The sequence below is a fragment of the Cohnella sp. genome (assembly GCF_041641335.1).
In the GTDB taxonomy this organism is placed as follows: Bacteria; Bacillota; Bacilli; order Paenibacillales; family Paenibacillaceae; genus Cohnella.
This window is the reverse complement of record NZ_JBEPYQ010000053.1, coordinates 27855-46539: the sequence shown is the minus strand read 5'-3', so window position 1 is coordinate 46539 and position 18685 is coordinate 27855. Positions and strand designations below refer to the sequence as shown.

Below are 18685 nucleotides of genomic sequence, written 5' to 3'. Positions count from 1 at the left end.
ACGCGCGGATATGTTCTTTATACAATGGTGGCATTGATTGGACGCGTAGTGGACAATGCGATGTTTGTAATCGAAACAATGTCGCCATTGAGATCGTAAACCGTGACGTATAAGGTTTTATAAACAAAAAGTCGACCCCCGTCTCGCGACGAGGGCCTTCATGGGAGAGGAGAAACCGGACGAAGAGCTTATGGGGAAACGTAAGTCTTCTCCGCGGTTGTCCCCGACGCCTCTCGGCGCCGGTAATATCATTGTGGCCCGTGAAGAGGAAATTATACGTAGCCGCGGAAAAAAATTAGCGTTCCTGCTACGGCAACGATTCGCGGAGTTTGGAGCTTTTGCAGCGAGGGAGTTTGTGGTAACATTACACCGTTAACTATCACATTTCGTACGACTGCAGGGGTTGAAGCAATTGCGCGTCATTTCTGGACAAGCCAAAGGGCACCCGCTGAAGGCGGTGCCGGGAAGCGCAACTCGTCCGACGACGGATAAAGTCAAAGAAGCCTTGTTCAGCATGATCGGACCGTATTTCGACGACGGGGAACGAGTGCTCGACCTTTTCGCCGGAACGGGGGGGCTCGGCATCGAAGCGCTTAGCCGCGGGGCGGAAAGCGCGGTATTCATCGACTCCAGCCCGCAGAGCGTAGAGGTCGTCCGCCGCAATCTGGAATCGACCAAGCTGGCTGGCAAGGCGTCCGTGTACCGCAACGACGCGAGAAGAGCGTTGAAAGTGCTGGAGAAATCGGGCCGGCCGTTCGATCTGATCTTTTTGGATCCTCCTTACATGATGAAGGATTGCGACGCGCTTTTGACGGAAATAGCCGAGAGGGGACTGGCGGCGGAATCGGCGATCGCGGTCGTCGAGCATCATCCGGACGTAAGCTATCCCGAAGCTTTCGGAGGTTTCGAGCGCACGAGATACGCCAAGTACGGCGATATTGCCGTATCCATCTACCGTTATGAATCCAACCAAGAGGCATCGGCCGGAACAACTATGGAAACGGAGGAGGCGAACGAACGATGACCCGACAGCAAACCGGAACGGAAAACGAGTATCGCATCGCCGTATACCCCGGAAGCTTCGATCCCGTCACTCTCGGCCATCTGGACATTATCCGCAGAGCGGCCAAGCAGTTCGACCGGCTGATCGTGGCCGTGCTTAACAATACGACGAAGACGCCGCTGTTCAGCGTGCAAGAGAGGAAGACGCTGCTGGCGGAAGTGACGAAGGATATGCCCAACGTGGAAATTGACAGTTTCCGCGATTTGCTCGTCCGCTATATGCGGTCGCGCCATGCGAAGGTTATTATCCGCGGCATTCGCTCGGTGACGGATTTCGAATACGAGCTGCAGATGGCCTCGACGAACCGTCAGCTCGACGAGAGCATCGAGACGGTGTTCATGATGACCAATCCGAAGTATTCTTATCTCAGCTCGAGCATCGTCAAAGAAATCGCCAAGTTCCACGGTCCCGTGCACGATCTTGTGCCGCCCGTCGTGGAGACGGAGTTGAAGGGGAAATACGACACGCCGGACGGAGCGTCAGCCAAGTGATCGGCTCGGAACGGAAAAAGGAGCTGTCCCCGACAAGGGGAAGCTCCTTTCTAGGTTCCGGGCTTGCCCGGCTTATCCTTTCCGGATGGCGCTTTCGGCCGGATAAGCGCGGCGATCAGCGCCAGAAGGAGGAAGACGCCGAAGCTCGCGAGCGCCACCGTCACGTTCTCGGAGAGATGGCTCCAGCCGCTTGGCAGGACGCCCGAGGAAGCCGACCAAGCTTCGGGGTTGGCGGATGGAATGGGCCAGCGATCGGCAAGCCGCATTTTGACCGGTTCGGCCAGGAAGAGCTTCGCCAGCGGATACACGATCAGCAAAGCGGCGGCGGAATGAAGCAGGCGGGAAGAGATGATCCTCAGCCAAGGAAAAGGCTTGTTCAGTCCGAAGGCCGCTCTGGCTTGAAGCAGGCCGCTCCAGCCGGTCCAGGCGAGGGCGGCGGCCAGCAGGGCGCAGGCTTGCGCCGGATCGGAGGCGAACAAGGCGGATTGGCTGCTCTCGTACGCGCCGAGATGAAGTTCGTACAGGCCGGGAAACTGGAGCCAGAGATCGTTGCCGGGAACAAACAGCTGAAGCAGGCGAACGACGACCGCGCTCATCATCATCAGGCCGCCGATTGTCATGAGCGTGCCGACGGCGCCCGTCACGGAGTCGGCGAGCAGCTTGCCGAGGGGGCGTCCGTCTTCCTTACGGGCGTCGGCCGCCGCGCGGACGGCGCGAATCAGGAGCGCCCGAGACAGCGTCATCGGGAGAGCCGGCACTCGCGGGCCGCGCGGTTTGGCGATGCGAGACCAGACGATGCCCGACAGGATCGCCGAGAGCCACAGCCCGAGCGCGATCGCCCAACCGAGTGCGGGAGAATGTAAAAAGCCGAAGCCGACGACGAGCACGATAAGGAACGGGTTGGGGACGTGGGAGACGAGCAGCACGGTGTCGACGTCCTCGTCCCGGATCATGCCGTTGTCCCGCAGTCGGGCGGTTTCCTTCGCTCCCGCGGGGATGCCGGCGGACCAGCCGAAGGAGATCGCCCAGCCCGCCGCTCCCGGCAGCCGGAACAGGCCGCGGGTGAGGGGCTCGGCCAGCGCTGCCAAGCCGTGCAGCAAGCCCGAGGCCGCGAGCAGCTCGGCGAGCATAAGCGGAGGGAGCAGGCCGGGAAAGACGTTCTGCCACCAGATCTGCAGCCCGGATAAAGACGCGCGGAAAGCTTCTCCGGGGGAGTGGACGATTCCGGCCACGACGAACATGGAGGCGGCGCCCAGCAGCAGGGAGAGGAAAATCGCGCGTTTGCTATTCGATGGAATGGCCTTGGCCACAGTTATCGCCTCCCGAGCGTGCAGAGATCATCGCATGTACGTTCAATAAAGTTCGCTTCGTGATCAAAATCGGACTTTTTGAACTACTGTTGAGATGAGGTTCAAAAAGTCCGGTTTTCAGCACCAAGAAGGATGGATGAAGCTAGGAACTGAGGAACGGAGTGTAGGAGAACCTACATGAGTACCGGAAGAGCCGGCTGAATTCAAGATTCGACGTCGAATCCGCTCCATGTCTAGACTCCGTGATCAAAATCGGACTTTTTGAACTACCTCTTAATGTGTACGTCTCGGGGGGACGGGTTAGACCTCCTTGTCCTACAACCGAAGGGGAGAAAGGGTGAAGTCGCGCAAGGCGTCGCTTGGTTTGGCGTCGCGGAAGGCGAGGGAGTATACTCCGGTCGCTTGCGCTTCCATCGCCAAGTATGGAGAGTTGTGTTTGGCGGCGGAGGAGACGACCGGAACCTTCGCATTCCGGCGCATGTCGCGAAGAAGGCGCTGGCCGCGCTCGGTAAAGCCCAGCACCCGCACGTAGTCGACGCCGGCAGCAAGCCGCTCTGAGGTCAGCAGCTCCTTGCGGTGGCCGAGCAGGACGCGCAGCAGCGTTCGCTGCAGCTTCGTGTGGGTGTAGCGTTTCGTCTTTAGAGACTGCAGCAGGGCGGCAACGGAATATTCGGGCAGCTCGGTCATAATGCCGCGAATGCGGTGCTCCAGCCCTTCGCTCACTTCGGCGAACTCGGCCAGTCCGGCCGCGGTTTGGCGATGCAGTTCGTGGAACAGCGGCCTGGAAAAACTTTCCCAATGGATCGGTGCGCGTCCGGCTACCGTCTCGCGGCGCAAAATATCCAGAGTAGAAGCGGGCACATACGCCGCCAACTGATCCAGGGAGCCGGATTGGCCAAGCAGCAGCTTGCGCAGCGCGGTCGCGCTGGCGATCTTGGCGTCGGTGATGTCGGTTTGCCCGTAGCCGGACTTCTCACGGCGCAGCGTGAAGGGCTTGATGGTGCTGCCGAGCTTGCGCAGCGCGATCAAATAATGCAGTCCCAGCGTATGATTAGGCTGGGAGAGCGAATAGGCGTGCTCGGCCATGCCTCGCTCGCGCAAATAAGCTTCGGCCGCGGAGGTGAACGCGGACGGATAGGGCTGCCCGGCTTTAAGCCTCTCCGCAAGCAAAGGGGTGAACGCTTCTGGCTCTTCCGTCAGCAGGGAGGCCAGCTCCAGAAGGGACTCCAGTTCTCCGCTCTCGCTGCCGAAGCACAGGGAGTCCACGACGCCCGACGCATCCAGAACGGAGACGGCCCCGTAGGCGAACCATTGAGCCGGCTGCGAGCTGTAGGCGACGGGCAATTCCAGCACGAGGTCGCAGCCGGAGCGAAGAGCCATCTCCGTCCGGGCCCATTTGTCCGCCAAGGCCGGTTCGCCCCGCTGCAGGAAGTTGCCGCTCATGACGGCGACGACGTTTTCCGCGCGCGTTATTTTCTTCGATTGCTGTAAATGATAGAGATGACCGTTGTGCAACGGGTTGTATTCTACGATGACGCCGACCGTGGACATGACCGTCTCCTTACAAGGTCGTTCGGTGCCGGAATCGGACCTTCGAACGCGCCTTCAAGCGTATTTTCCACAATATAGCATGAGCAAGCGCCAAAGAGAAGCGGAGGCGGGTGAAATATCGGCACGCGATCGTAAAAGGCGGATGGTCGAGTTCGGGGAGCGGAATAACGGACGGATCGAGTGCATGCGGCGAATCCGGATCGGGCAAGGTGTTCGACAGTCCAGGTAAAGTCGCAGAAATTGTTGACAAGTGAATAGGAATCTCGATATAATAAATTTTGTTTGTTTGGAGTGATTCAATTGTTGCTTAAAGTGCAAGAGCTGGCATCCCGGCAGCAACCGGTAAGCCTAAGAGGAACTCTGATCATGGCGGAATTGTTCCGGAATCATCCGGAGTACAACCCGCTCTCTCCGCTGGAATACGAACTGACGGCGAACGCCGCCGACGATCTGATTATCGTCAAGGGCCGGATGAGCTGCGACGTGCGCATGCAATGTTCGCGCTGTTTGGAGCCGGTCGAGGAGAAGATCGAGGTTCCTTTCGAGGAGCAGTTTCGCATGGTTGCGGAAGAGAAAGAAGAAACAAGCGAAGACGTCGAAGAAGCCGTACCGGTAACGGAAGAGCGGATCGACCTGGCTCCTTACGTCATGGAGGAGTTCGTCGTCCAATTGCCCTACGCGCCCCTGTGCAGCGAAGACTGCAAAGGGCTGTGCCCCGAGTGCGGGACAAACCTGAACGAACAATCGTGCGGTTGCAATACGGAGAAGATCGATCCCCGTATGGCTGCGCTTCAGGATTGGTTTAAATCTCAGAAAGAATAGGCCCGGCGCAAGCCGCCGAAGCTTGTTCCGACTGATAAGGAGGTGGCAGCATGGCAGTCCCTTTCGCGAAAACATCGAAAGCCCGCAAACACAAACGCCGGACCCACTTTAAACTGGTCGTTCCCGGTATGGTGAAATGCGATCAATGTGGAGAATTGAAAGTGTCGCACCGCGTATGTAAAGTGTGCGGTACGTACAAGTCCCGTGAAATTATCAAGCAATAAGCTTGAACGCGTCTGGAATCACGACGGGCAAGCGCTTCGGTCGGCAACGATCGGCTTAGCGTAACTTGCGGTCGTTGCATGCCGGCGCGTTTTTCTTTATACTCGTATTGGCACCAGGTATTAGAATGAGAGTTCAATAAGTTATCGACAAACGGCGTGGATCGAGCGAACAGGATCGAGCGCAGAAGGGAGTGGAGAGGCGTGGAGCGGCTTCCTAAAAGACAGCGCCATCAACAGCTCAGCAAGCTGTTGGAAGAGAACCCTTTTCTAACTGACCGGGAGTTGACCCGCCTGCTTAAAGTGAGCATTCAAACGATCCGTCTGGATCGGTTGGAGCTGGCCATTCCCGAGCTGAGGGAACGATTAAAGCTGATGGCGGAACGGTCTTACGATTCCGTTCGTTCTTTGCCTTTGCACGAAGTTATCGGCGATATTCTCGACCTGCAGCTCGACAAGAGCGGCATCTCGCTGTTCGAGATCTCGGAGGAGCACGTCTTTTCCCGTTCCGGCATCGCCCGGGGACATCACGTCTTCGCGCAAGCCAACTCGCTCGCGGTGGCGGTCATCAACGACGAGATCGCGCTGACGGCTTCGGCGGACATTCGGTTCATCCGGCCCGCGCGGCTCGGTGAGAAATGCATCGCCAAAGCGTTCGTCCGATCGAGCGGCGGGCAAAAAGGGAAAGCTAAAGTCGAAGTGTTTACATATGTCGGCGACGAAATGGTGTTCCAAGGGAACTTTATTATTTACAGATCCGCCGGCGAATAGGTAGGCGTGTTCAAATAGAGGTTCAAGAATCGGACTTTTTGAACAACCTCTGACAGCGACATCGTAAAGGAGTTGTACATCATGCGGATTGCCATAGATGCGATGGGGGGCGACCATGCGCCGCAGGCCCAGGTCGAGAGCGCCCTGGCCGCCGCTGCCGAATGGCCGGATATCCATCTTGTGCTGGTCGGCGATCCGGATGCGATTCGCCCTCATCTCGGCGGCGCCCTTCCGGACAACGTGTCTATAGAACCCGCCGCCGAGGTTATCGGGAGCGACGACGAGCCGGTTAGAGCGGTGCGCCGCAAAACGGATTCGTCGATGGTCGTGGCGGGACGGATGGTCAAGGAAGGCCGCGCGGATGCGATGATCTCATGCGGCAATACCGGCGCTTTGATGGCTACCGGCCTGCTCGTCGTCGGAAGGATGCAGGGCATCGAACGTCCGGGCTTGGCCGCGATTTTCCCGACGCTCGACAACAAAGGACTGCTTGCGCTCGACATGGGCGCGAACATGGACGCGAAGCCGGAGCATCTGCTCCAGTACGCGCTTATGGGCAGCCTGTATCGCAGCAAGGTTCACGGCATCGATAAGCCGCGCGTCGGATTGCTTAACGTCGGTACCGAAGCGGCCAAAGGCAACGAAGTGACGAAAGCGGCTTACGCCCTGCTGGAGAACGCCCCGATTCACTTCGTCGGCAACGTCGAAGCTCGCGACGTGCTCGAAGGCGTGTGCGACGTCATTATATGCGACGGATTTTCGGGCAATATTTTGCTGAAGGCGATCGAAGGAGCGGCGCAGTCCATTTTTAAGCTGCTCCGCGAGGAACTGACCGCTTCCTTCAAGACGAAGCTGGCCGCCGCGGCGCTTAAGCCGAGCTTCCGTCGAATCCGCACCCGGATGGACTACAACGAATACAACGGCGCGCCTCTGCTCGGCATTAACGGACTGGTCGTCAAAGGACATGGGTCATCCAACGCGAGCGCAATGAAAACGGCGATCCGCCAGACGCGCACGGCGATAAGCAACCGATTGATCGCGTCTTTGGCGGACGAATTCAGCGGAAAGTGAGAGAGTGCAATGAATGGAGTATCCGTAGGCATTCTCGGGACGGGCAAATACGTTCCCGAGCGCCGGTTAACGAATGCTGAGCTGGAACGGACGGTCGAGACGAACGACGAATGGATCGTGACGCGCACCGGCATCCGGGAGCGCCGTATCGCCGCTCCAGAGCAGGCGACGTCGGATCTTGCTTACGAAGCGTCCTTGCAGGCGCTGAGCGCAGCCGGTATTACGGCTGAGGAACTCGACCTGATTATCGTGGCGACGATTACGCCGGACATGTTTTTCCCGTCGACGGCCTGCTTGCTCCAGGAGAAGCTCGGAGCCAAGAAGGCTGCGGCGTTCGACCTGTCGGCGGCTTGCTCGGGCTTTATTTACGGTCTGGCGAACGCGACCGGATTTATTTCTACGGGGATGTACAAGCACGTGCTCGTCGTCGGGGCGGAATGCTTGTCCCGCATTACGGATTACGAAGACCGCAATACGTGCATCCTGTTCGGAGACGGAGCGGGCGCAGTCGTGCTCGGGCCGGTGTCCGGGGATCGGGGCTTCAAGTCGTTTAAGCTGGGGGCGGACGGCGCCGGCGGAGAACTGCTTCGCATTCGCGGCGGCGGATCGCGGTGCCCGTCCAGCGGCGAGACGCTTGCGGACCGGAGTCATTTCATCGAGATGAACGGGCGCGACGTGTTCAAGTTCGCCGTCCGGGTGATGGGCAGCGCGGCCGAAGAGGCGCTTGCCGCGGCAGGCTATGGGAAAGCGGACATCGACTTGCTCATTCCGCACCAAGCCAACATTCGCATTATTCAATCGGCATTGGAAAGATTGGACTTATCCGAAGACAAGGCGATGATCAATCTGGACCGGTACGGCAACGTGTCGGCGGCTTCAATCCCTCTCGCGCTGGCGGAGGCGGTCGAGGAAGGCCGCGTCAAGGAAGGCGACACGCTCGTGCTGGTCGGCTTCGGCGGCGGTTTGACTTGGGGAGCGGCCGTGCTGAACTGGTAGAGGAGGAATCGAGTTGGGTAAAATCGCATTCGTGTTTCCCGGCCAAGGCGCGCAAGCGGTCGGCATGGGGAAGGACGCCTATGAGAGCAGCGCCGCCGCGAAGGCGATCTACGACAAGGCGGACGAGGCGCTCGGCTATTCGATATCGAAGCTGAGCTTCGAGGGGCCGGAGGAAGAGCTGCGCCAGACGGCGAACACGCAGCCCGCGCTGCTCGCCACCAGCGTCGCTTTGCTGGAAGTGTACAAGGAGCAAGGAGTGAAGCCGGATTACGTGGCCGGTCATTCCCTTGGCGAGTACAGCGCTCTCGTAGCCGCGGGAGTGCTCGAATTCGCGGACGCGGTTAAGCTGGTTCGCGCTCGCGGACAGTTTATGGAGCAAGCGGTACCCGAGGGTCAGGGCGCGATGGCGGCCGTCCTCGGGGCGGAACGGGCGGCGCTGCAAGCGCTCTGCTCGGAGATTACGGCAGCGGGAACGGTCGTGGAATTGGCGAACGTCAACTGCCCGGGCCAGATTGTCGTATCCGGCTCGGCGGCCGGCGTCGCGGCAGTCGTGGAGAGGGGCAAGGAGGCTGGAGCCAAGCGGGTCATTGCGCTGGAAGTGAGCGGTCCGTTCCATTCTTCCTTGATGCAGCCCGCTGCGGACAAGCTGGCGGAAGCGCTGGCGCAGGCGGAATTCCGCGACGCGTCGGTGCCGGTCGTCGCGAACGTGCACGCCAGACCGGTTGCCTCCGGGGCGGAGCTTCGCGAGCTGCTTGTCAAGCAAGTCGTGTCGCCCGTACAATGGGAGGACACGATCGCGTACCTGATCGGGGAAGGCGTCGACACGTTCGTGGAGATCGGCTCCGGAACAGTGCTGGCCGGCCTGATCAAGAAGATCGACAAGTCCGTGCGGATCGTATCGGTGAACAGCGCGGCGGCCGCAAGCGCCGTCGCGGAATAAGCGCCGATCCGGCGACAATGGCAGAGAGGTGAACAGGCAATGGCGATGTGGGATTTGCAAGGCAAGAGCGCCCTGGTGACGGGCGCGTCGCGGGGAATCGGCCGGGCGATCGCGATCGCTCTGGCGGAAGCCGGGGCCGACGTGGCGGTGAATTATTCCGGCAGCGAGGCGGCGGCGGCCGAGACGGTCAAAGCGATCGAAGCGCTCGGACGCAAGGCGATCATGGTCAAGGCGAACGTCGGCAAGGCGGCGGAGTTCGACGAGCTGGTGGCAGCTTCGCTCGAAGCTTTCGGCAAGCTGGACATTCTCGTGAATAATGCCGGCATTACTCGTGATAATCTAATTATGCGAATGAAGGAAGCCGAGTTCGACGAAGTCATCGAGACGAACCTGAAGGGCGTGTTCAACGGCATCAAAGCGGTGACCCGTCCGATGATGAAGCAGCGCTTCGGCCGCATCATCAACATCTCGTCCGTGGTCGGCGTGCTCGGCAACGCGGGACAAGCCAACTACGTCGCGGCCAAGGCCGGCGTCATCGGCTTGACGAAGTCCGCGGCCAGGGAGCTTGCTTCCAGGGGCATCACCGTCAATGCGGTCGCTCCCGGCTTTATCGAATCGGATATGACCGACAAGCTTCCCGCGGAATACCGCGACAAGCTGCTCGGGGAGATTCCGATGGGCCGGATGGGCCGTCCCGAAGATATCGCTTCCATCGTCGTCTACTTGGCGTCGGACGCGGCATCCTACATGACTGGCCAGACGGTTCACGTCGACGGCGGCATGTACATGTAATACCGCCGGCCGAAGCGGCGTCGTTTGCCTCGCGGCAAGAGCGGCGTCTCCGGGGCCGACCGGACTCATGCAAGGCCTCTATGGCTTTTTGTCCATGATTCACGTATAATACGTTAAGGGAGGTGAACCGGATGTCCGATGTACTGGATCGCGTAAAACGCATCGTTATCGAACGCCTGGGTGTAGAAGAGGCAGAGGTAACACCCGAAGCATCTTTCAAAGACGACTTGGGCGCTGACTCTCTGGATGTTGTAGAACTCGTTATGGAGCTCGAAGACGAATTCGATTTGGAGATTTCCGACGAGGATGCAGAGAAGATCACAACGGTGGGAGAAGTCGTTAAATACATACAATCTCATGCGTAATGATCGACGGGTCCCGTTATTGCGACGGGACTTCTGCATATTCTAAACGCCGATTCGCGCCGAGCGCGCGACGGATGATATAGCCTGAAGAGGTGAATAGGTTTTGACACAGCGCGTCGTTGTTACAGGAATGGGGGTCGTCACGTCCCTCGGCACCGACTTGCCTACGTTCTGGAGCAACTTGCTCGACGGCAAATCAGGAGTCAGTCAGATCGAAGCTTTCGATACGACGGAATATACAACCAAGATTGCGGCAGAAATTAAGGGTTTCGATCCTAGCCTATATAATATCGATAAGAAAGAAGCCCGGAAGATGGACCGGTTCGTGCAGTTCGGCGTGGCCGCGAGCAAGCTCGCGATCGAAGACGCGGGACTGGCGATCGGTGAAAATGCCGACCCCGAGCGGGTTGGCGTCATCGTCGGCTCCGGAATCGGCGGCCTAGGCACTTGGGAAGAGCAGCATACGACGTTGATGGAGAAAGGTCCGCGGCGGGTGAGCCCGTTCTTTATCCCGATGATGATCGCGAACATGGCCAGCGGCCAAATCTCGATGATCACGGGCGCGAAAGGACCGAACACCGCGGCCGTATCCGCTTGCGCTACCGGGACGCACTCGATCGGCGACAGCTTTAAGACGATTCAGCGCGGCGACGCCGACGTCATGATCTGCGGAGGCGCGGAAGCGACGATCCGTCCGATCGGCATGGCCGGTTTCTGCGCGATGAGGGCGATGAGCACCCGCAACGACGAGCCCGAGAAGGCGAGCCGTCCGTTCGACGTCGACCGCGACGGGTTTGTCATGGGGGAAGGCTCGGGCGTGCTCATTCTGGAATCGCTCGAACATGCCAAAGCCAGAGGGGCCCGGATCTATGCCGAGGTGATCGGGTACGGCATGAGCGGCGACGCTTATCATATGACGGATCCAGATCCGGACGGAGCGGCTCGCTGCATGAAGAAAGCGATCAAGGACGCGGGGATCGATCCCGAGTCGATTCAATACATTAATGCGCACGGCACGTCGACGGGAGCGGGCGACAAGTCCGAGACGACGGCGATCAAGAAGACGTTCGGCGACCATGCTTACAAGTTGGCCGTCAGCTCGACGAAGTCGATGACCGGACATCTGCTCGGCGCGGCGGGCGGCGTGGAAGCGGTTATTCTCGGGTTGACGCTGAAGAACGGCGTTATTGCTCCGACGATTAACCTTGACCAGCCGGATCCGGAATGCGATCTGGATTATGTGCCGAACAAGCCGCGCAATGCGGACGTTCAAGTGGCGCTGTCCAACTCCTTCGGCTTCGGCGGACACAATGCCACGATCATCATGCGCAAGTTCGAAGATTAATGTAATCCATTTGAAGATAAGCAAGTTCAAAAAGTGCGCGTGAACGTCGACGCAGGCGGCATTAGCCGTCTGCGTCGGTTGTGTATGAGGCGCGATCGAGGTGACGGTTCATGAAGGACGGATTTCAACGATTGCAGCAGCGCATCGATTTGACCTTCCGCAATCCCGCGCTGTTGAAGCAGGCGTTTACGCATACTTCGTACGTAAACGAGCAGCGGGGCGTGCGCATTCCGGACAACGAGAGGCTGGAGTTTCTGGGAGACGCCGTGCTGCAGCTTACCGTGTCCGAATATTTATACCGGCTCTATCCGGATTCTCCGGAGGGGGAATTGACCCGTCTGCGGGCGAGCATCGTCTGCGAGCCGTCGCTTGTCCGTTTTGCCGAGGCGCTCGAATTCGGGCAGGTCGTGCTGCTGGGCAAAGGGGAGGAGCAGACGGGAGGACGCACCCGACCGTCGCTGCTGGCGGACGCTTTCGAAGCGTTCCTGGGAGCGCTGTATTTGGATCAAGGGCTGGAAGCCGTGCGGGCGTTCCTGGAGCGGCACATGTTCGCGAAGCTGCCCCGGAACGGCCAGGCGCCGATGAAGGACTACAAAACGGAGCTTCAGGAGAAAATCCAGCAGTTGTCCATGGGCGCTCTCGACTATCGCATCGTCGAGGAGAAAGGACCCGCCCACGATAAGGAATTTATCGCCGTTGTCGGGGTAGGCGATCGGCAGCTGGGCAAAGGGATCGGACGTTCGAAGAAGGAAGCGGAGCAGCAAGCCGCTTCCCAAGCGTTGGCGTCGTTTGCGAAACAGGATTCAAGATGACCTACCGACTCGAGAGGAGAAACCGTCCTTATGTTTTTGAAAAGAATCGAGCTGACTGGGTTTAAGTCGTTCGCGGACCGCACCGAACTCGAATTCGTTCGCGGCATTACCGCCGTCGTCGGGCCGAACGGCAGCGGCAAGAGCAATATCTCCGACGGCATCCGCTGGGTGCTCGGGGAACAGAGCGCCAAGTCGCTGCGCGGCGGCAACATGCAGGATATTATTTTCGCGGGAAGCGACTCCCGCAAGGCAGTCAATTTCGGCGAAGTGTCGCTTACCTTGGACAACATGGACAAGGCGCTGCCGCTTGATTTCAGCGAAGTCACGGTCACCCGCCGCGTCCACCGCAACGGGGAGAGCGAATACCTGATCAACAAGCAGCCTTGCCGGCTGAAGGATATAACCGAGCTGTTCATGGATACCGGGATCGGCCGGGAAGCTTATTCGATCATCGGACAAGGCCGAATCGAAGAGATTTTGAGTACGCGTTCGGAAGACCGCCGGGGGATTTTCGAGGAAGCTTCGGGCATCGTGAAATACAAGAGCCGGAAGAAGGAAGCCCAGAAGAAGCTGGAGGATACCGAGAACAACCTGCTGCGGATCCACGATCTCGTCAGCGAGTTGAACGGCCAGATCGAGCCGCTAAGAGATCAGGCGGCCAAAGCCGAAATGTACAAGACGCTTAAGGAAGAATTGAAAAGCAAAGAAATCGCGCTGTACGTTCACCAGATCGAAGGCGTTCACGCATCGTGGACGCAGACGAGCGAGCGGCTGAGCGCCCTTCGCGAGGAGCAGACGGGCTTGTCGACCTTCGTGAGCAAGCACGACGCGCTGCTGGAAGAGGAGCGGCTGACGCTCGCGCAGCTCGAGGAACTGCTCGAGAAGCTGCAGGACGAGCTTCTGCGCTGCAGCGAAGAGACGGAGAAAACCGAAGGCTTCGTCGAGCTGCTGAACGAGCGCCGCGGTCATCTGGAGCGCACCCGCGACGGGTTGCGGCAATCGCTGGCATCCGCGGAGGAGCGCTTCGCCTTGTCGACGGAGGAAGCTCAGAAGCTGCAGGCGAAGCGCGGCGCGCTGGACGCCGAGCTTGCAACGTCGCTGGCGAAGCTGGCGGAGGAAGAGGACCGGCTGGCGCTGGCCGACGGCAGCACCGAAGTCGAGGAGCGGCTGAAGGCCGAGCTGTTCGATACGCTGAACGCGATGGCGCAGTCGCGCAACGACATTCGCTACGGGGAAGGCCAGCGCGAGGTGCTGGAGCGGCGGATGTCGCGGATCGCGGAAGAGGAAGCGAAGTGGCGCGAGCAGTTCGAAGCGCTCGGCGCGAAGCGGGAGCGGCTGGAGCAGAAGCTCGCCGAAGTAACCCGCACGCTGCATGAAGTTCGCGACCGCTACGTGGCCGAGGGAGCCAGGTCTTCGGAAGTTCAACGCAAGCTGGAGGAGGCCCAGGTGTCGGTGCGGCGGCACGAGCAGCGCAGAGAAGCGCTCGTCTCGCGGCGCGATACGATCAAGGAGCTGCAAAACGACTATGACGGCTTCCAGCACGGCGTCCGCGAAGTGCTGAAAGCGTCCAAGCGCGGTTCGCTGCACGGCGTGCACGGCGCCGTCGCGGAGCTCGTCAGCGTGCCCGGCCATCTGGAGACGGCGATCGAAACCGCGCTTGGCGCGGCGCTCCAGCATATCGTCATGGAGGACGAGAAGAGCTCGCGGGCGGCGATCGCCCACTTGAAGCAGCGTCAGTCCGGCCGGGCGACGTTCTTGCCACTCGACGTGATCCGGGCGCGGTCGATTTCCGACGGCGACCGGCGTACGGTGGAGCAGGCGGAAGGCTTTATCGGCGTCGCGGCCGAGCTGGTCGGCTTCGAGCCGAAGTACGGAGCGATCGTCGGCAGCTTGCTCGGCAACGTGCTCATCTCCGAGACGCTGGAGCAGGCGAACCGCATTGCTTCCAGGTTGCAGTACCGTTACCGAGTCGTGACTCGCGACGGTGACGTCGTTAACGCGGGCGGTTCGATGACGGGGGGGAGTTTGCAGAAGAAGTCGGCCAATCTGCTCGGACGCCAGCGGCAGCTCGAGGAGCTGGAGCGCGAGATCGCGGAGGCGGAGAAAGCTCGCGAGAACGCGCGGGCTTCGGTCGACGACCTGAAGAAGGAATTGGCCCAGGTTGCGCAAAACATCGAGCAGCTCCGCGGTCAGGGAGAGCAGGAGCGTCTGCGGGAGCAGCAGGTATCCGCAGAAAGCGCCCAGTTCGAGCAGGAGGAGCGGCTGCTGGAAGAGCAGCGTGCCGCGACGGACGGCGAGAAAGCGGCTTTCGCCGCGGAGGCGGGAGCGCTGGCCGCGAGCAAGGAAGAGGCCGAGAAGCGGTTGGCCGAGCTGACGGGCGAAGAGCAGCGCATTCAGGAGCGGATACGAGAAGCGGAGGAACTGCGCCGCAAGAGCGCGTCCGCGAAGGAAGAGCTGCAGGCCGCGCTGACCGAACTCAAGGTCGCGATCGCGCGGATGGAGCAGGATCGCGCTTCGCTGGACGAGCAGCTAGGCCGCCACAAGTCGGACTTGGGCCGCCTGACGGGCGAGATCAAGCAGTTCAGAGAGTCTCTTGAGCATAACGAAGCAGAGGCGGAGCGAACGCTGCAGGAGTCGGTCGAGCAGCGGGAGAAGCTTAACGATCTGCGCATCCGCAAGAAGCAGCTGACCGAGAACCTCGAGTTCAAGCGGGCCGATCGCGCTGAGAAGCAGCGGGAGCTGGAGCGCAAGGAAGGCGAGACGAAGGACCAGCGCGCGAAGCTGCGAAACGTCGACGAGAGCTTGAGGCAGGCTGAGATTGCCGTCAACCGGATGGACGTGGAGCTGGACAACCTGCTTCGGAAGCTGACGGAGGAGTACGAGATCGGCTTCGAGCTGGCGAAGGAGCGCTATCCGATTCCGGAAGACGTCGTCGGCACCCAGAACGAGGTCCGCGACATGAAGCGCAAAATTTCGTCGCTTGGGGACGTGAATCTCGGCGCCATCGAGGAGTTCAAACGCGTATCGGAGCGCTACGACTTCCTGGCGGCTCAGGAGAACGACCTGATCGAGGCGAAGACCAAGCTGCACGGCATTATCCGCGAGATGGACGAGGAGATGTCCAAGCGGTTCCGCACGACGTTCGAGGAGATTCGCAAGCATTTCGTCGTCGTCTTCTCGCGCATGTTCGGCGGCGGCCGCGCGGATCTGATCATGGCCGAGCCGGACAAGCCGCTCGACACGGGCATCGACATCGTCGCGCAGCCTCCGGGCAAGAAGTTGACGAACCTGCAGCTTCTGTCGGGGGGAGAGCGGGCGCTGACCGCGATCGCGCTGTTGTTCGCGATTCTGCACGTCAAGCCTGTGCCGTTCTGCGTGCTGGACGAGGTCGAAGCGGCATTGGACGAGGCGAACGTGGCTCGTTACGCGCAGTACATGCGCGAGTTTTCGGATTCGACGCAGTTTATCGTCGTTACGCACCGCAAAGGCACGATGGAGGAAGCCGACGTGCTGTACGGGGTGACGATGGAGGAAGGCGGCGTATCGAAGCTCGTATCGGTTCGCCTGGAAGAAACGGACGATATGATCGCGACGGCTTAGGGCCGGCGATGGGGCATTCGTTACGTAAGTCTGGGGCTGCAAGCTTAACGGTCTAGCGGACCGCTATCGCAGGTAAAAGAGTCCGTGATGGTAATTAGCGGTCTGCCAGACCGTAAGCTGAGGCTAGAGCCGGACGTTCGGCGGAATAACCGGTCTGTCAGACCGTTAACAGGGGTTAGAGCGGGATTGTTGGCGAAGTAACGGTCTGGCAGGCCGTTAGCTGAGGTTGGACCGGGCGGTTCGGAGGAACAACGGCGAGCGGGACCGTTAGCTGCAAACGCCGTGCTCATCGGCGCAAACGCGACAGGGTTGGAGGAACGATAATGGGTTTTTTCAAAAGATTAAAGGAAACGATCGCGTCCAGGACGGAGGCGGTAACAAGCAAATTCCGCGACGGTCTGGCGAAGACGCGGGACGCGCTCGTGGGCAAGGTTGGCGAGCTGTTCAGCCGTCGGAAAAAGATTGATGAGGAGTTTTTCGAAGAGCTCGAAGAAATTCTGATCGGAGCCGACGTCGGCGTAAACACGGTCATGGCGTTGATCGACGAGCTGCGCGACGAGGTGAAGAAGCGCAAGATCGAAGAGCCGTCCGAGCTGCAGCCGATATTGTCCGAGAAGCTCGTCGAGATGCTGAGAGGCTCCGGCGACGAAGTCGGGCTGAAGGAGAATCCGAACGGCATTACGGTTATTTTGTTCGTCGGCGTCAACGGAGTCGGGAAGACAACGACGATCGGCAAGCTCGCCTGGCGCTACAAGCAGCAGGGCAAAAGCGTGCTGCTCGCCGCGGGCGACACGTTCCGCGCGGGTGCGATCGAGCAGCTCGAAGTGTGGGGCGGACGCGTCGGAGTGGACGTCGTCAAGCAGGGCTCGGGCGCGGATCCGGCGGCGGTCATGTTCGACGCGGTACAGGAAGCGAAGCGGCGCAATGTCGACGTGCTGATCTGCGACACGGCCGGCCGTCTGCAGAACAAGCATAATCTGATGGAGGAGCTGGCGAAGATTCACCGCGTCATTCAGCGGGAAATTCCGAGCGCTCCGCATGAGACGCTGCTCGTGCTGGACGGTACGACCGGGCAGAACGCGCTGCAGCAGGCGAAGCTGTTCGGCGAGAAGAGCGGCGTGACCGGACTCGTGCTGACGAAGCTGGACGGCACGGCCAAGGGCGGCATCGTCATCGCGATCCGCAACGAGCTGGAGCTGCCGGTCAAGTTCGTCGGCCTCGGCGAGAAGATGGACGACCTGCAGGAATTCGACGCCGACCAATTCGTCCACGCCCTGTTCGCGGGCATGGCCGGTACCGAGGAGACAGAAGAGGACAACGATTCGCGGTAGCTGAAGCATGGAGTAGGATCATAGACGCGAACAAGAGCCGAATTCACAGTTGCAGGAAGTTGGCTGATGAAGTTAAGGAGCGAGTATCCCTAAAGGGGTGCAAGCTCCTTTTCTCTGTTAGAGAGAATGTTCAAAAAGTCCGTTGTTTGGAGAATCCGGATGGGACAAAGGCAGAGAGGTAGACGTCTCCCAAAAAAGCAAGAAAAGAGGGGGTTAACGAGGAGGGGGTAGATGGACGACTTGGGCTAGAGCAGAAAATCCACCTTATTTTTGGCAAGCCGACCATTTTAAAGAAAACAGAGTGGATTCCCCGCTTTAAATTTAGGAAAAGCTGATTTTCTCCAGAATAAAGCGGGAAATCCGCTTTAAACGCACAGAATCCGACCGGCACCCGAAAATAAAGTAGGAAATCCGCTTTATTTCCAAATGCGGGCATGGGATTACCTCGTGAACTAGAAGTGAAGTCTCACACCCCTGTACCGCCACCGAAGAGCATAATGTTGCTCACCCCTGTACCGCACCGAAGAGCATAATGTTGCTCATCCCTGTACCGCCCGCCATCGCACACGCTATGCCGAGCCGTACATATCGTACTCTCTCCGCATCTCTACCCTACAGCTGCGAAATTTAGCCATGTACTTTGCAAAAAGATTGTTAATGTAATGTCCTGTTAAGGTATTCACCTTGACATCCTATTTTGTTTTCGGTATGATAGGCAATGTGATTAGGTTGTAAAGTGTTTTTCCTTGACACCGCAAGCGCGGAGATGCGGGACGAAACATACGTCGGAATTCGCATCGCGTCGCATGGGAATGAGGGGGAGCAGCCATTGTGAACGGGGAGAACGCGCTCGAGAAGACGAACCGAATCAATGTGTTGTTTGATTTTTACGGACCTTTGTTAACTGACAAGCAGCAGACGTTTCTGAAATGTTATTTTCACGATGACTATACACTGGGCGAGATCGCCGCGGACTTCCGGATCAGCCGGCAGGCGGTGTACGAGCACTTGAAGCGCGCCGGGCAGGTGCTGGAGGAGTACGAAGCGAAGCTCGGGCTGGCCGCAAGACACAGCCGCCTGATCGCCGGAATCGACCTGCTGGAAGAGCAGATCGCCGGATTGCCCGCGGAATGGCGCCAGACACTCTCTCGCACTGCGGCTTTGCTGAGAAGCGCGGAGTGACGGAGTTCGCCGCGAAGGCGAC

At 59.5% G+C, this 18685-nt stretch carries 17 protein-coding genes; 15 read left to right on the top strand and 2 right to left on the bottom strand.

What is annotated here, in order from left to right:
• Positions 1-394: 394 nt before the first annotated feature.
• Both rsmD and coaD read left to right on the top strand, forming a co-directional pair.
• Positions 395-1024 (top strand): 16S rRNA (guanine(966)-N(2))-methyltransferase RsmD, encoded by a 630-nt coding sequence (rsmD, locus tag ACESLM_RS17670; RefSeq protein ID WP_372632889.1) that lies wholly within the window; start codon positions 395-397, stop codon positions 1022-1024.
• A complete protein-coding gene (gene coaD / locus ACESLM_RS17665) occupies positions 1021-1554 on the top strand; it encodes a pantetheine-phosphate adenylyltransferase (protein WP_094050743.1) in 534 nt (177 codons plus the stop codon). Before rsmD ends, coaD begins: the two co-directional genes overlap by 4 nt.
• Positions 1555-1604: 50 nt before the next feature.
• Here the strand turns inward: coaD and ACESLM_RS17660 are convergent, their stop codons facing one another.
• Together ACESLM_RS17660 and ACESLM_RS17655 are read right to left on the bottom strand one after the other, a co-directional pair.
• Complete coding sequence (locus ACESLM_RS17660) at positions 1605-2864, bottom strand: hypothetical protein (protein WP_372632887.1); 1260 nt, start codon at positions 2862-2864, stop codon at positions 1605-1607.
• Between the two features lie 315 nt (positions 2865-3179).
• The gene (locus ACESLM_RS17655; protein ID WP_372632886.1) at positions 3180-4415 is read right to left on the bottom strand and encodes a nucleotidyltransferase; all 1236 of its coding nucleotides are present in this window, start codon (positions 4413-4415) and stop codon (positions 3180-3182) included.
• Between the two features lie 366 nt (positions 4416-4781).
• Here ACESLM_RS17655 and ACESLM_RS17650 point away from each other — a divergent pair, with 366 nt between their 5' ends.
• From ACESLM_RS17650 to ylxM, 13 genes are all read left to right on the top strand, one after another.
• Positions 4782-5237: a YceD family protein gene (locus ACESLM_RS17650; RefSeq protein ID WP_372632885.1), complete on the top strand. Its 456-nt coding sequence runs from the start codon at positions 4782-4784 to the stop codon at positions 5235-5237.
• A gap of 50 nt (positions 5238-5287) precedes the next feature.
• On the top strand, positions 5288-5461 hold the full coding sequence (gene rpmF, locus ACESLM_RS17645; RefSeq protein ID WP_094050747.1) for a 50S ribosomal protein L32: 174 nt from the start codon (positions 5288-5290) through the stop codon (positions 5459-5461).
• Positions 5462-5662: 201 nt separating this feature from the next.
• Positions 5663-6229, top strand: coding sequence for a transcription factor FapR (fapR, locus tag ACESLM_RS17640; protein ID WP_094050748.1), 567 nt, complete (start codon positions 5663-5665; stop codon positions 6227-6229).
• A gap of 81 nt (positions 6230-6310) precedes the next feature.
• Positions 6311-7300 (top strand): phosphate acyltransferase PlsX, encoded by a 990-nt coding sequence (gene plsX / locus ACESLM_RS17635; RefSeq protein ID WP_372632884.1) that lies wholly within the window; start codon positions 6311-6313, stop codon positions 7298-7300.
• Between the two features lie 9 nt (positions 7301-7309).
• Positions 7310-8296 (top strand): beta-ketoacyl-ACP synthase III, encoded by a 987-nt coding sequence (locus ACESLM_RS17630; RefSeq protein ID WP_372632883.1) that lies wholly within the window; start codon positions 7310-7312, stop codon positions 8294-8296.
• 13 nt (positions 8297-8309) lie between these two features.
• Positions 8310-9236 carry an ACP S-malonyltransferase gene (gene fabD / locus ACESLM_RS17625; protein WP_372632882.1) on the top strand — a complete coding sequence of 309 codons (927 nt, stop codon included), beginning with the start codon at positions 8310-8312 and terminating at the stop codon, positions 9234-9236.
• Positions 9237-9281: 45 nt separating this feature from the next.
• The gene (fabG, locus tag ACESLM_RS17620; RefSeq protein ID WP_372632888.1) at positions 9282-10028 is read left to right on the top strand and encodes a 3-oxoacyl-[acyl-carrier-protein] reductase; all 747 of its coding nucleotides are present in this window, start codon (positions 9282-9284) and stop codon (positions 10026-10028) included.
• A 131-nt stretch (positions 10029-10159) separates the two neighbouring features.
• The gene (locus tag ACESLM_RS17615; RefSeq protein WP_094050752.1) at positions 10160-10393 is read left to right on the top strand and encodes an acyl carrier protein; all 234 of its coding nucleotides are present in this window, start codon (positions 10160-10162) and stop codon (positions 10391-10393) included.
• Between the two features lie 103 nt (positions 10394-10496).
• Complete coding sequence (fabF, locus tag ACESLM_RS17610; RefSeq protein ID WP_372632881.1) at positions 10497-11738, top strand: beta-ketoacyl-ACP synthase II; 1242 nt, start codon at positions 10497-10499, stop codon at positions 11736-11738.
• A gap of 110 nt (positions 11739-11848) precedes the next feature.
• On the top strand, positions 11849-12550 hold the full coding sequence (rnc, locus tag ACESLM_RS17605; protein WP_372632880.1) for a ribonuclease III: 702 nt from the start codon (positions 11849-11851) through the stop codon (positions 12548-12550).
• 30 nt (positions 12551-12580) lie between these two features.
• The gene (smc, locus tag ACESLM_RS17600; RefSeq protein WP_372632879.1) at positions 12581-16150 is read left to right on the top strand and encodes a chromosome segregation protein SMC; all 3570 of its coding nucleotides are present in this window, start codon (positions 12581-12583) and stop codon (positions 16148-16150) included.
• A 323-nt stretch (positions 16151-16473) separates the two neighbouring features.
• Positions 16474-17481, top strand: coding sequence for a signal recognition particle-docking protein FtsY (gene ftsY / locus ACESLM_RS17595; protein WP_372632878.1), 1008 nt, complete (start codon positions 16474-16476; stop codon positions 17479-17481).
• Positions 17482-18312: 831 nt separating this feature from the next.
• Positions 18313-18663, top strand: coding sequence for a YlxM family DNA-binding protein (gene ylxM / locus ACESLM_RS17590; RefSeq protein ID WP_372632877.1), 351 nt, complete (start codon positions 18313-18315; stop codon positions 18661-18663).
• The last annotated feature ends 22 nt before the right edge of the window (positions 18664-18685 follow it).

Excerpts from the sequence above, each read along its gene's own strand:
- coaD (WP_094050743.1), top strand. The coding sequence starts at position 1,021 with ATGACCCGACAGCAAACCGGAACGGAAAACGAGTATCGCATCGCCGTA.
- ACESLM_RS17655 (WP_372632886.1), bottom strand. The coding sequence starts at position 4,415 with ATGTCCACGGTCGGCGTCATCGTAGAATACAACCCGTTGCACAACGGT.
- ACESLM_RS17650 (WP_372632885.1), top strand. The coding sequence starts at position 4,782 with ATGGCGGAATTGTTCCGGAATCATCCGGAGTACAACCCGCTCTCTCCG.
- ACESLM_RS17630 (WP_372632883.1), top strand. The coding sequence starts at position 7,310 with ATGAATGGAGTATCCGTAGGCATTCTCGGGACGGGCAAATACGTTCCC.
- rnc (WP_372632880.1), top strand. The coding sequence starts at position 11,849 with ATGAAGGACGGATTTCAACGATTGCAGCAGCGCATCGATTTGACCTTC.
- smc (WP_372632879.1), top strand. The coding sequence starts at position 12,581 with ATGTTTTTGAAAAGAATCGAGCTGACTGGGTTTAAGTCGTTCGCGGAC.
- plsX (WP_372632884.1), top strand. The coding sequence starts at position 6,311 with ATGCGGATTGCCATAGATGCGATGGGGGGCGACCATGCGCCGCAGGCC.
- ACESLM_RS17615 (WP_094050752.1), top strand. The coding sequence starts at position 10,160 with ATGTCCGATGTACTGGATCGCGTAAAACGCATCGTTATCGAACGCCTG.
- fabG (WP_372632888.1), top strand. The coding sequence starts at position 9,282 with ATGTGGGATTTGCAAGGCAAGAGCGCCCTGGTGACGGGCGCGTCGCGG.
- ftsY (WP_372632878.1), top strand. The coding sequence starts at position 16,474 with ATGGGTTTTTTCAAAAGATTAAAGGAAACGATCGCGTCCAGGACGGAG.
- rpmF (WP_094050747.1), top strand. The coding sequence starts at position 5,288 with ATGGCAGTCCCTTTCGCGAAAACATCGAAAGCCCGCAAACACAAACGC.